Source organism: Nostoc sp., from assembly GCF_036917435.1.
Taxonomy (GTDB): Bacteria; Cyanobacteriota; Cyanobacteriia; order Cyanobacteriales; family Nostocaceae; genus Nostoc.
The window spans coordinates 22,982-36,441 of the sequence record NZ_JBALDM010000038.1 but is presented as its reverse complement, the minus strand read 5'-3'; the positions used below and the strand labels follow the sequence as shown (position 1 = coordinate 36,441).

Sequence of the window (13,460 nt, the reverse complement as noted above, 5' to 3'; positions counted from 1 at the left end):
TCTCTTAACCTACCTTGAGTTGTGTCACTTGAACATCCTCCCACATATCAAATAAATCCCCTTGTCAATAGGGTTTGAGATGCGCTAACCCTGCATAAGACCTGGAGCAATTTAGGCAGGGATCTATGAAGCAGGAATCGCGTGACTTTACGTCAATGCGAGGTTCAAAAAGGTATTATTCAATTAAAATCAGCTTAGTTATATGACTCAGCAAGAACTTCCTTCGTAGTTTTTCACTCTCCCCCCATCTGCAAGAGTTTAATGAAGCAGAAAGGGCTTTAAACAGGCTTTAAGACACTACAACTAGAAAATCAGGTTTGCGATCGCTCGAACTAATTTAGCTGGTTCCACAGGTTTGGTGATATGCTGACCAAATCCGGCGGCAATTGCTTGTTGATAGTCAGCCTCACTAGCATAAGCGGTAAGAGCGATCGCTGGAATTTTCCCCCCTTCTTCTGGTGACATCGCTCTGATTTGACGCATTAACATATAGCCGTCTATTTCTGGCATTCCAATGTCGGTTAACAGCAGATTTGGCTGGAACTGAGGCAAAGCTTGTAATGCTTCCATAGCCGATGCTACCTGAGTTACTACCGCGCCAGATTGTTCCAGAATGAAAGCAATTAACTCTCGTGTATCACGCTCATCGTCTACAAGCAGAACTTTTACCCCATTTAGATCGGGTAAATTATCAGGTTGTCTATCAATCTGCTGGCTATTTGGATGAATCTTAATCATTGGTAGCATAATTGTAAAAGTTGCTCCCTGTTCTTCACCCAAACTTTCTGCCTTAACTGTGCCCCCATGTAGCTCAACGATATGATGAACAATAGCTAATCCTAATCCTAATCCCCCAAATTTTCTGGTAGTTGCGCCATCAGCTTGGCGAAAGTAGTCAAATACGAATGGTAAAAAATCTGGACTAATTCCCTTACCTGTATCACTGACTTGAAGTTGAGCCTGATAACCAACAGACTTTAAACTAATTTCTACCTGTCCACCTTCGGGCGTAAACTTAATCGCATTGGAAAGGAGATTCCAAATAACTTGCTGTAAACGACTGGAATCACCTGTTACCAGTAATTTTGAATTACACCTTTGGGGCGCTTGGGGTGCAAATTGAATTTGGGATTTGAGATTTTCGGCTTGGTTGTTAAGATCGATAGATTCTAAATTTCTCTGAGAATTTTCTAATCCCAAATCTAAAATCGTAAATCGCAAATTGATAGATTTAGCTTGGGCGGATAGACGTACAGTTTCTATTGCTGCTGCGATCGCAGTTTCCAAATTTATAGGAGCAATATTCAAACTCAGTTTACCTTGTAAAATGCGAGAGACATCAAGTAAATCTTCAATTAGTTGAGTCTGAAGCTTGGCATTGCGCTCAATAGTTTCGAGGGCGCGAGTGGTGGTTGCTTCATCATACTTTTTAGTTTGCAGTAACTTTGACCATCCCAAAATCGGGTTTAACGGCGTGCGAAGTTCGTGAGAAAGAACCGCCAAAAATTCATCTTTAATCCGGTTAGCTTGGACTAATTGCTCTTTTTGCTTCTGTAATGAATCCATCAACTGAGCGCGTTCCAGAGCAACCGCCACCTGATCGGAGGTTGCTTGCAGTAGGGCAATTTCCCCAGAGGTGAAGCGGGTACGAGTGCGGCTGGCAAAGGAGAGAACACCAAGCAGCTTTCCCTGAGCAATTAATGGTTGCCCTGCATAAGCTGTGATTTCTAAAGAATGGAGAATCTGGGCATTTGGATGAGTAGAATTCAGTACATCATTGATGACAATTTGACGGCGTTCTTGCGCTATTAGTCCGCACATTCCTTGATTAAATTCCAGGTATTCAATTGCTTGAAATACTTGATCAGTAATGCCGTTCCAAGCTACTAACCGAAGTTTCTGCTGATTTTCGTGCGTCTCAATTAGATAGTGGAAGTAGAAATGCAAATCCATCTGCGCCGAGAGTTTGCTAAACAAGCTGTTCATTAAATCCAATGGGCGCTCGGTTGAAAGCAAATCACTGGTGGTTTCAGAGAGCAGTTTGAGTCTTTCACTACGCTCTTGCAAAGCAAGTTCAGCAAGCTGACGTTCACGAAGGATGCGTTCCCGTTCGGTGATGTCAACTGCAACCCCTCCTACAAGACGTTGCCCAGATGCATTTGCAATAGGAAACTGGTATACTAAAAATTCTCCCAGAGTGCCATCTGTGCGTGGGGCAGACTCGATGGTTTCAACAACCTGATTCGTCTGGGCAACTATTCTAATGTTATCGAGAAAGGGTTGAGCGATTTCGGCTGGGTATAAATCAAAAATATTTTTATTAATCGCTTTATTTGTTGCTATATCAAATATGCTCCGATAAGTTGGACTGAGATAAAGTACACCTCCGTCTCCATTGGTAATCCATGCTGCGGCTGGAATATTGTCCATAAAAGCTTGAAATTGCTCTTGAGTCTGACTCAGCGCTTTTTTAGCTTGCTTGAGATCGCTAATATCTGTAGTGCTACCAACTATGCGTACTGGTTTTCCATTAGCATCCCGTTCCACCACTATCTTCTGATCCAATATATAGATGTACTGATTATCTTGGTTGCGAATGCGATACTCGGCAGTATAGCGATCGCCATTTGCCAAAGCAACTACTGCTTCCTCTTCTACACGCTGCAAATCTTCTGGATGAACAAGTTCACGCCACCAATTAGCTGTTGGTTCAGCAATGTCGAGGGAATAGCCCAAAATCCGGGTTAACCCATCAGTTCTCTCAACGGTATCCTGTTCTAGATTCCAGTCATAAATAAGACAGTTAACCGCAGATGCTGCTAACTCAAAACGCTCGTTAGCTAACCTCAGACGTTCTTCTTTCTCCCGCAAGATTTGTTCGGCTTGTTTGCGTTGGCTCAAATCAACAACAAAACCAATGACAGTTTCTTCACTATCTTCCACAAAGACAGAACCAAGCAAAACGGGAACTCTTGTACCATCTTTGCAGATATATTCTTTCTCAAAGGGTTTACAGACTCCAACCGTTCTCAGTTCTTCTACTGAACGTTCACTCAATAGAAGATACTCAGGTGGGGTAATCTCACGCCACTTGATTTGGTTAGCAGACAAATCTTCTCGCGTATAGCCCACCATTTTCAGAAAAGCATCATTGGCTTCCATGATGGAGCCGTTGTTTATATCAGTGACAATGACTCCAATGATGTTGGATTCTGCCAGCCGGCTAAACCGCATTTCGCTATTTTGCAACAATTTCAGGCTTGTCTCTGCCTTGCGTCTAGCAGTTCGCAACTCTGAAGAGAGGGCGGTAATTAAGAAGGATACTAGTGAGAATGTGGTTAATTGTACTAAGACGTTCAGCCTGAGAAAATCGAACGAGTAGATTGGCTCGATTAGAAAATAGAGCGCGGTTGTAAGAGATAATGCGATCGCTAATACTCCAAGTTCCATGCCGCCATACCAGGCGCTGATTGCCACAGCAGCATAAAATAATGTAAATACACTCGGATCGAAGACTGGTAGCAATAGTCCCGTTAGCACCAGTGCTGCTATGACTGCCAGAACCATCACACCATAAGTTAGTAACCAAGAGCGCATTATCAAAATTTTTTGTGGTACTTTCAACATTATCTTAAGAGTCCTCCCATTGCTCTGCTTTTAGGAGATACTCGTTCAGTAGTCTTTTGCCTGGTTCACCCATCTTTTGTAACATTTCTTCAATCAGCTTGAGTGCCATCTGTGAAGGCACTGTAGATCCGTTCTCCCAGCGATTGACTGTTCGCAGCGAAACTCCCAACTTAGCTGCAAATTTCTCCTGAGAAAGATCGAGTTGCTGCCGAAGTTCACGGATTAAATCTGAAATTTTTAGTGGCTTTCCTAATTCCATAATAAGAAGAGTAAGACAGGTGTCTCGCCATTTGGCTCCAACTTTCGGAAGAATTTGCAGAATCATTAGTTAATATCAACTTCATCTTTTGGTAAAATTCCAATATCATTTATTAGTCTTCATTCCTTGCTTGTAGTTAAGTTTTATAGCCCCTAAGAAACCTCAAGAAAGTTTTTGCTATGCAAAACCTGTCACTCTCCAAAGCATCGGCTACGGTGTACACACAATTCTTTGTTGAGGCGATTGGCGGTAGCGCCTAAGAAACCTCACCCTGGTTTTGCTATGCAAAACCTGTCCCTCTCCTTATTAAGGAGAGGGATTAAAGATAGGACAGGTTAAAAAGTAAAAAGTAAAAAGATAATCCCCATAAATAAATGTAGGGGATTTAAAAAGGATGCATAAACAAGTAAAAAGATAAAAGTAAAAAGTAAAAAGAAAGATAAATTCAATATTTCTTTTGCCTTTTTACTTTTGGCTCTTAATTACATATTATGCTAAATCACCTTGTAAATACCCTGAAACTATTGCTATGCAATAAGAATGAACATTATTTACTAACATTTTAGAGCTTTGGGGGTGATTTAGGGTTTTAATCTTGATTTTGAAGCCAAGTTTTGATGTTTAACTAATAATTTGGCATAACAGGTACTGAAGAACCTTACTTTTTAACCTGAGTCAGATACCGATGGCAAAACTAGAAAGCTATAATTAAATTTTAATCAAATGTTTGCCTGAACTTTAACCATTTTGATTAATCAACACTCCGAAAACCTCCTCGACACTCAGCTGGAAAATCCGCCAGGTGAAGGCTATATATTTAGCTGGTTTGATTGGTTTTGCCTTTGGTATCCTCCAGGCTGGCTAATTTTATTCAATCGTCATTGGCAACGCTACCATACTGATACAGACGGTTGGAACTGGCCCGAATATGGATTATTTTTAATTCCTGGCGGATTTTATCTGGCGTTGCTGAGTCGTTGGTTGCGTCTTGGTTTTCGTTCACCTCAAACAGAAGTTGGTGAATTCGATCCCAAATATCAACAAGCTTTTCGCAAAGAAGTTCTCGGCCCCATCGTCAAATACTATTTTCGAGGAGAATTACAACAAGTCGAAAACCTGCCACAAACAGGGCCATTGATTGTGGCGATGAATCACGCAGGCATGTGTTTTCCTTGGGATTTTTTGACTTTGGGTTATTTATTAAGTGAAGCTAGAGGATGGGTGGTACAGCCCGTAGCAAGTCCAGCATTATTTGAGCATCCTTGGGTGATTTGGTGGCTACCACCGAAATGGTCGCAGGTTTTGGGTGGTGTACGAGCCGAATTAGATAATTTTGAGGCAGCTATGGCTGAAGATAAAATTATCTTATATGCGCCTGAAGGTATCCGCGGCCCTCGGAAAGGTTGGAAAAGACGGTATCAACTAGAAAAGTTTGATGTGAGTTTTATTAAGTTGAGCGATCGCTATCATATTCCCATTCTCCCAGTCGTTTGCATCGGGAGTGAATTTTTACATCCTTGGGCTGTTAATTTCCAGAAATTGCAACGACTAGTCAAGTTACCATTCTTGCCTTTTTCGCCTATAATGCTTGCTTTAACTCTGTTTCCTTCAATGGGAATTTGGGCAATGAGAACTCGTTTGAGTTACTTTATTCAAACTTGCGAAACAGCAGGAATACCTAATTCAAATAAAGGGCAGACAGTAGCTTATCAACAAGCACAAAAATTACGAGAAAAACTGCAATTTCAAATTAATCAGAGATAGAATATATCGCAAGTCAGATGTAAGTAGTTAGGCGTAATTAAATATAAGATCAAACCTCACCCTCAATCCCTCTCCAAAGTATCGGAGAGGGAAGCCGGAGGCAGGAGTGAGCTTTTATATTTAATCTGACCCACTTACTTAATGCCAATTAATAATCAGGACACTAAAATTATTAATTTAGAAATTAGCTTCCCAAAAATTTCAACTTATGTTGTCTCGGTTCTCAGTTGAGTATCTAAGTATGTATAGGGTGTGTTATCGCGTAGAGTAACGTACCCTACGTATATTTCAAAAATCAAATATGAGTCCTATAGTTAGTCGAAATACAAAAAGACCAGCCTCCCACAGCTGGTCAAGAAAATATTTTTTTGCGTTGTCTTCTCAAGAGAGTTAAAACCCAATTGCGCGTTCCGAAAATGCAACGGGCAACTTTTCTTAACAAATATTGTAACAGTCAACACAGATTTTTCCTGAATATTCATCAAAAAAAGATATTAGCTAAGTTTGAAAGCTTCTATCTATCAGAATAATTCAGCAGATCGCTGGGTATAGATAGCAAAAATCAGGGGCAGAGGGGGCAGGGAGCAGGGGGACAAGGCGACAAGGCGACAAGGCGAATAACTATTCCCAATGCCCAATGCCCAATGCCCAATGCCCAATGCCCAATGCCCAATGCCCAATGCCCAATGCCCAATGCCCAATGCCCAATGCCCAATGCCCAATGTACTAATGACTAATAACCATTTGCGGTTTTCCCCAAAGAATACTTTCCTGCTTGTAAATTGCAATTCCCGGTTTTGCTCCTTTGGGTTTATAAACGTGTTTTGGCTGGGTGTAAACTACTGACACTTGCTCGCTCTGACGGGCGCGACTGTAGTAAGCGGCAAGATTAGCTACAAATTGCAAATCAGCTTCTTCTGCCACAGCACCGGGTTCTAGCCGTAATAGTAGATGGCTCCCTGGAATTTCTTGAGCATGGAACCAGATATCATAATCTCCAGCTACACGAAAAGTTAATTGGTCATTTTGGCGATTGTTGCGGCCGATTAATACTTCAAAGCCACTAGGGGTAAGGTAACGATGAAAGTTGGTACTAGGGGGTTCGTTGGCGCTACGACTGCGATATTCTGGATCTTCTAAATACTTTTGCCCAATCAACTCTTCACGGATTTCTTCTAAAGCTCGTAAATCTTCTGCTGTTTGGTAGGTGTCTATTTGAGCGATCGCAGCTTCTACTTGTTCTAAATACTCAATTTCTGTCTGCACTTCTAACAATAGCGGTTCCACAGCAGCACGAGCGCGTTTCAGCTTTTGGTGCTGTTTATAAAGACCTTGGGCATTTTGGACAGCATTTTTATCTGGTTGGAGAGCGATCGCTACTGGCAAATTTGTCTCAAAATCAGCCAGGATAATTTCTTTCATCCCTGGTTCCCAGTTTTGCAGGTGAGCCATCAATAAATCAGCTTTTTGTCGATACTCATCGGCTCGATCTGATTGCTGCAACCGCGTTGTAAAGGTTTGAGCTTTATTACGTAATTTCACCAGAATATTATTCAATTTCTGACTCAACTGATGGCGCAATTGGGAAAATAATTGTTGGTCAATTTGGTTACTGTAGTAATGATTGAGCAAGTCCTGAATATCTTTAACTTTTTCAACTACACCCCAACCCATTACGGTGTAACCATCTTTTGTCCAAGCGGGTTGAAATTTTTTGGAATCCAAGGCTTGCAACCATTCTTGCCAACGCTCAAATAATCGTTGCCAATCGTCAGGACTCAGGCTATCGGTAGATGTTTCTGGTGCGATATTTGCTTCTAGCAGCATTAAATCCAGCAATGCAGCACTCAGTCCACTATAACTTTTCAGCAATTGCCGCTTGATTCCTCCCGGCACTAAACTTACCCGTTCTTGCCAACGTTCTTGAGATTCGCTCAGACTGGGGACACTTCCAGTCAGTTTTGGTGGTGTTTCATAAGGTTGTCCCGTTTGGATGGGACGGACACTAGATTGCTGCTGACTGACTTGATGGGCTGCGGTGATAATTATATTGCTAGCGTCGGTGAGAATGACGTTGCTATATTTGCCCATAATTTCTGCATAGACATGATATAGGGCGCTTTCTCCGGGACGACGGGCAAATTGCAAATCAATAACACGTTCCCAAGGAGCGATCGCTTCAATACCCACCAGTGCCAAACTACCCAATTGGTGTATTAGTTGTTGGCTAAAGGTAAAAGTATCTGGCGATCGCGGTGGTGGATCGCCAATACAAATATGTGCGGCTTGGGGATGCCAAGAAATCTGTAGCCAATCACGCTGTTTCAGGGTGCGTAATGCTATGGCAATAGTGTAGCGATCGCGCTGATAAACCTGTTCTATCCGCGAGGGCAGCCAGTTAGCGCGTATTTCGCTACAAGTAGCTGTAAGGGTGGTGAAATCAACTGGTTGCATAGCCGTTCGCGTTCAAAGGTCGATGCCCAGTATACTTCTATCATCTCTAATATTGATATTAATGTAGGCAAAATATGCTCCCATAAAAAATATAGAGACGCAAAATTTTGCGTCTCTCTACAGAATTTATCGGTATGTACGATGATTTTATCCGAAGTGTATTATGTTGCTTGAAAGGTTATTTAACAACCAATGCAGGTTCTTTTGCTGATGGCTCCAACAATTCGATGTAAAGTTCACTCAACTGAGTTGCGACACCATGCCAACTAAACTTACTTTCCACACGCTTTCTGCCAGCTTTACCCAATTCGTCTCGCCACTCTGGATTTAAGAGAATTCGGTCAATGGCAGACGCAAAAGCACCTACATCTTGTGGTGGTGCTAATAAACCAGTTTCTTCATTAACTACAGTAAATTGAAGTCCGCCGACATCGCTAGCTACAACTGGTGTACCGCTTGCCATCGCTTCGATCGCAACCAGTCCAAAGGGTTCGTAGTGACTGGGAACAACGCAGACATCGGCAGCTGCGTAATAAGTTGGTAAAATACGTTGACTGAGACAACCAGGAAAGATGGTTAAATGACTGATTCCTAAGTCGTGGACGATTTGCTCAATGCGATCGCGCTCAATGCCGTCGCTGTTACCTGGAGTACTACCACCACCAATAATTAGCTGGAGATTATTAGAATCGCGTAGCCCAGACTCATTTACCGCACGCACCAAGGTTTCTATACCTTTGCGTTGGTCAAAACGTCCTACGTATAATACAACTTTGGCATCTTTGGCAATTTGCATTTCAGCCCTGGCTGCTTCTCGCCCAATGGAACCAAAGCGCTGAATATCTGTACCGCAGGGAATGATATCGATATTACCTTTTGTGGAAACTAGCGATCGCATGTGTTGCTGTTCTTGCGGACTTGTCGCCACAATTCTCTCTGCTGTTTCCAACACCTGTTTTTCTACAGCTAATCGCTGATTAGCAATCAGAGGAATATTTTCTATACTCTTGTACTTAACTACTCCTAGTGAATGGTAAGTATGAACCTGCTTACTCCCTTGGATTTTCTTTAACTGCATCCCCACCCAACTAGAGAGCCAGTAGTTAGTATGAACTAACTGGTATGTAATCTCATTTTTTACTTGAAATTTGAGGAAATTATCCACAAATTCTGGCAAATGTTCAAAAATCTCATCTCGCGGCACAAACTCAAGAGGCCCAGCTTTTAAACGAATAGTTCGACAATTGTCCCTATGTTCAACAATCAAGTCTTGCTCCAGACTCACCTTACGGGTAAACATATCAACTTGCCATCCCAGCTGCGCTAGTGCTTCACCCACCTGGCGCACATAAACATTTTGTCCCCCAGCTTCTTCTTTCCCTATTTCAACCGCCGGATCTCCGTGGACGGAAATCAAGGCGATACGTTTTTCGGTGGTAGTCATAGTTTGTGTGTTGCTGATTTTAACAAAGCTTTAGGCTGTTTCCAGTTCGTGTATAACACACTTCCCTGAATTGTTTAGGAACATTGATTAATATTTATTTTAATTTATATACATCTAATATTTTTTTATATCTTCTACCAAAAGTATAATTTTGGGTTAAGCATTGATATTTAATTTCTTTAGATAGAGGAAAATCCATACTTCTTTTCATCCTTTTGATAAAAAAAAGTTATACTTTCTTACTTTTTTATGAAAATCTAATTAATTAAACCTCGTCCAAGTTGAAAACTGGAGTTTTTCAAAAGGGAACTCTTAAGTAATCAGACAGAATTAATTACACAAGTTTTTTCCTGTAACCTGTAACCTTTAACCTGTTCCCTATCTCCACCAATGAATTTAATTGTGTCCGACTACTTAACAGGCGAAAGTATAGGATTTGGGAGTAAAACTTTCGTAGAGACGGCGATTTATCGCGTCTTTGCGATCTAGAATTTTCATCAAAAAACCTCAATCGAACCGTATTGAACTCACTCCGATGAACTCAAGTTGTATTAAGTAGTAAGAATAACTGTTAAATATTGATGCAAAATCGGGTAATTTGTTGAATTTGCTTCGTAAAGTTTCAGATTATATTTTTAATCATTAATAAATTTCAGGAGCAAATCAGGTGTTTACTTCAACCTTACTCGCTACTGCAACTACACCCTTGCAATGGAGTCCGACAGTCGGACTGATTATCATCATTGCTAATATCATTGCCATTGCCTTTGGCAAATCGACCATCAAATATCCCAACGCAGAACCAGGACTACCTTCAGCTAATCTCTTTGGTGGTTTTGGTTTACCAGCCCTTTTAGCAACCACCGCCTTTGGCCACATCTTAGGAGTGGGCGCTGTTTTAGGGCTGCATAACCTGGGAAGAATTTAGGTTATTACCTAAGTTAGGTTTATTTGATGATTCTTTTGTCTCCAACCTTGAGTCAGAGAACTAACTCTCTGGCTCTTTTTTTGTCATTTCTACCCAATTCCCAATTCCCAATTCCCAATTCCCAATTCCCAATTCCCAATTCCCAATTCCCAATTCCCAATGAGTGATAATATATTCTCATGGCTGCTCTAATCCTTGCGATTAATGAACAAACTACTGGATGAAACGCTGTCAATCACAACTGCTGAACGTATAAACAGCAGAGCTAGTACTCCGTTTGATAATGCTTACAAAGCAGCATTGTCTACTGAAGGGGCAAGATATGTTCAAGGATTTTTAACTTTTTTGGGAAAGCCATACAGACCAATTGAACACAGTTGGATTGAGATAGATGATACCTCTGAAGTACGCATTATCGATCCCACATTACCGCATTTGAACAAAAATCCCCAAGAACTCTGGTATTTTGCAGCACAAAGGCTAACAGTTAAAAAACTGAAAGCCATTATTGAAGAGTCAAAAGAAGATTATCCAGAAGATGAACCATTGCCAATTTATGGCGATCCACCTTATGAATATTATGGTGATGTAATGTTAGGTGGTCAAGATTATTTGGCAGCATATCAAGCGGCAGAAGCTAAATGCAAAGAAATCAACCAACTCAACCCTGAGAGAAACTGAATAATTCGTAATTCGTAATTACAAGTTATTTAATATGATTTTCCATCACTGCCAAAGTATTCTCTATAGCCACAAATTTTGTCTCCACGCACATCAAAAGAAACTGCTACCCGATTTTTGTAAGGCTGTCCGAACAAAAGCCCTTCATCCCGAAACTCAAAGACAGCCGTTGTTTCGTTGCTGGTAACACGGTCTAGAGCAGTCAGGTTTAAACCAGGACTGAAGGCTTGAAAAACATACTCGAAAAATTCTCTAGCTCGTTCTTTTCCGACATTCAAACCGTGGAATTTACCCATTGGGAACCAAAGGGTAAAATCTTCTGTGAGCATATCTAACAATGGTTCCCACTCTCCGGTTCCCATCCCATGCGTAAGATTCTCAAATGCCTGTCGAGCAACTTTTAAAGTATTTTCTGAATCTTGTGTCATTCTCACCCCTGACTGGATATAAACTAATACCGTCTTACTTAAAATCTCACAACTACTTTGCCACAATTCTGACCACTGAGGAGATATTCTACAGCGTCGGGTATTGATTCTATGCCGTTAAAGTGGGTTGAGTCAACGGCAACTTTGAGTTTGTCTGTGTAGAACAGATTTAAAAGGCGATCGCGTGCCTCTGCCATATATTCTTTATAATGAGGCATGAGAAAGCCTTTCACAGAAGCAGCTTTCCAAAATAGCTGGTGATAAAGGCGTGGTTGTGTAACTTGTTCTATATTATTTGCGTATTCGGAGATAAAACCAACTACAACTAAGCGTCCCCGCACTGCCAAGTTTTCAACGCAGGTATCAAATACAGTTTTACCTACACAGTCAAAAATTAAGTTAATCCCATTGGGGTATTCTTGCTTGAGGACTTGATTGAGATTTTCTGTACGATAGTTGATAATGCGATCGCAGCCTAATTCTTTCAGTAAGCTTGCTTTCGCCTCAGAACTGCAAGTACCAATGACATGATTCCCAGCTAATTTTGCCAATTGCACCGCAATATGACCGGTTCCCCCTGCTGCTGCTGTCACTAAAACCACTTCATTACTTTTCATCTCCCCCGCTTGTTCCAATGCCACCAACGCTGATACACCTGTCGGCATTAGTGTTAGTAACTCTGGCGTGGCTTCCCGCACTTTCACCGCTAAGTTTGCATCGATAACCTGATATTCTCGATAACCACCACCACGTGCTGTAGTTATGACAGCATCACCAATTTGAAAATCTTTGACATTTTCACCCATAGCGATAACTTCCCCTACAGCTTCGACACCCAAATCAAAGGGAGGTATTAAATTAAGATATGGAACATCACCACGGCAAAGTAAGGTATCAAATCCACCGTTAACACCAGCAAATTTGTTTTGAATTAAAACTTGATTAGCAGCAGGTTTGGAAATAGGAATTTCGACAACTTCAACGGCAGATTTAAAATCTTGATTAAGTTGCTTTGCGATTAACTTTTTGTAGGTTGTTACATTCATTTCTAAATCAAAGCTTTATCCCACTCTAACTGATGAGCTAAACCATACTTAATAAAATCTTCTTCTTTAGCTTTATCGCTTTTACCAAAAACACCTAAGCTATAAGGATTATCTTGCATCCTTTCTGTGACTTGCTCTTTCTCAAATCGGATTACTTCATCTCTAGGCTTATCCGGTTTAAAAAAGTCTACAACCAAAACAGTCCTATCATAATTGGTATAATTATGCGGGCAGTGTGGATAACTATGATCTAAAACTAGGAATTTTCCTTCATGCCAATAAAGTTGTTCGTGGCATATTTTCATAGCCACATCTCCCTCTGGCACGATTAATCCCAGATAACCACGATTCGTATGAAGGTTATAGTTCACATGCAGTTTAATATCTAAACCAGGATGGAATGTACCATAATAGACGTTTCTGATGATATCATCATCGCTAAAATTCACATTTTTTATGACATTAGCTAAATTAGGGAAATATTTCTCTCTTAATTCAAGTGCGTTTTTTGATGCCTCATCTGACCCATAATCAGGATATTGTATTTGATACGCTTGAATATATTCTTCAATAAAAAGACCTTGAAACAATATCCCAAAAGCGCTGTATTTTGATTTACCCTTAGTTTTAATCGTTTTACTTTTAGGGCCAAGAATATCGTAAGTAAATTTTAACTCCTCATCAGATGCCTGGTTAATAAAGCGTTTAAATTCCTCTCTAATTACTTGCCAGTTATCCGTAAAAGTTTTGAGAAAAGTAAATTTATTCGGATCTATATGATATTCATTAAAGGTTTCCATTGTCTTTTCTCCTGAAGATGATTTCATAA

At 40.8% G+C, this 13,460-nt stretch carries 11 protein-coding genes; 4 read left to right on the top strand and 7 right to left on the bottom strand.

Annotated elements, in window-relative coordinates; genetic code table 11:
- Positions 1-303: 303 nt before the first annotated feature.
- Together V7K98_RS18110 and V7K98_RS18105 are read right to left on the bottom strand one after the other, a co-directional pair.
- Positions 304-3,627 (bottom strand): PAS domain S-box protein, encoded by a 3,324-nt coding sequence (locus tag V7K98_RS18110; protein WP_335024213.1) that lies wholly within the window; start codon positions 3,625-3,627, stop codon positions 304-306.
- Positions 3,628-3,631: 4 nt separating this feature from the next.
- The gene (locus tag V7K98_RS18105) at positions 3,632-3,952 is read right to left on the bottom strand and encodes a helix-turn-helix domain-containing protein (protein ID WP_335024211.1); all 321 of its coding nucleotides are present in this window, start codon (positions 3,950-3,952) and stop codon (positions 3,632-3,634) included.
- 681 nt (positions 3,953-4,633) lie between these two features.
- Between V7K98_RS18105 and V7K98_RS18100 the strand changes: the two genes are divergently transcribed.
- Complete coding sequence (locus tag V7K98_RS18100; RefSeq protein ID WP_335024209.1) at positions 4,634-5,650, top strand: 1-acyl-sn-glycerol-3-phosphate acyltransferase; 1,017 nt, start codon at positions 4,634-4,636, stop codon at positions 5,648-5,650.
- A gap of 726 nt (positions 5,651-6,376) precedes the next feature.
- On the opposite strand, the gene V7K98_RS18095 is transcribed toward V7K98_RS18100, so the two are convergent.
- Together V7K98_RS18095 and V7K98_RS18090 are read right to left on the bottom strand one after the other, a co-directional pair.
- Entirely contained in the window at positions 6,377-8,104 is a 1,728-nt protein-coding gene (locus V7K98_RS18095) for an Rqc2 family fibronectin-binding protein (RefSeq protein WP_335024207.1), read from the bottom strand.
- 178 nt (positions 8,105-8,282) lie between these two features.
- A complete protein-coding gene (locus V7K98_RS18090) occupies positions 8,283-9,548 on the bottom strand; it encodes a glycosyltransferase family 4 protein (RefSeq protein ID WP_335024205.1) in 1,266 nt (421 codons plus the stop codon).
- Positions 9,549-10,215: 667 nt separating this feature from the next.
- Between V7K98_RS18090 and psaK the strand changes: the two genes are divergently transcribed.
- From psaK to V7K98_RS18075, 3 genes are read left to right on the top strand one after another with little or no spacing between them, the layout of a single operon-like run.
- A complete protein-coding gene (gene psaK / locus V7K98_RS18085) occupies positions 10,216-10,476 on the top strand; it encodes a photosystem I reaction center subunit PsaK (protein WP_335024203.1) in 261 nt (86 codons plus the stop codon).
- Between the two features lie 26 nt (positions 10,477-10,502).
- On the top strand, positions 10,503-10,643 hold the full coding sequence (locus V7K98_RS18080; protein WP_335024201.1) for a hypothetical protein: 141 nt from the start codon (positions 10,503-10,505) through the stop codon (positions 10,641-10,643).
- 37 nt (positions 10,644-10,680) lie between these two features.
- The gene (locus tag V7K98_RS18075) at positions 10,681-11,157 is read left to right on the top strand and encodes a hypothetical protein (protein WP_335024199.1); all 477 of its coding nucleotides are present in this window, start codon (positions 10,681-10,683) and stop codon (positions 11,155-11,157) included.
- Between the two features lie 29 nt (positions 11,158-11,186).
- Here V7K98_RS18075 and V7K98_RS18070 read toward each other — a convergent pair whose 3' ends face one another.
- The 3 genes from V7K98_RS18070 to V7K98_RS18060 are packed head-to-tail and all read right to left on the bottom strand — an operon-like array spanning position 11,187 to position 13,431.
- The gene (locus tag V7K98_RS18070; RefSeq protein ID WP_335024197.1) at positions 11,187-11,585 is read right to left on the bottom strand and encodes a nuclear transport factor 2 family protein; all 399 of its coding nucleotides are present in this window, start codon (positions 11,583-11,585) and stop codon (positions 11,187-11,189) included.
- A gap of 38 nt (positions 11,586-11,623) precedes the next feature.
- Complete coding sequence (locus V7K98_RS18065; protein WP_335024195.1) at positions 11,624-12,631, bottom strand: zinc-binding dehydrogenase; 1,008 nt, start codon at positions 12,629-12,631, stop codon at positions 11,624-11,626.
- Positions 12,632-12,633: 2 nt separating this feature from the next.
- Positions 12,634-13,431, bottom strand: a complete 798-nt coding sequence (locus V7K98_RS18060; RefSeq protein ID WP_335024395.1) for an aspartyl/asparaginyl beta-hydroxylase domain-containing protein — start codon at positions 13,429-13,431, stop codon at positions 12,634-12,636.
- Positions 13,432-13,460: the final 29 nt, after the last annotated feature.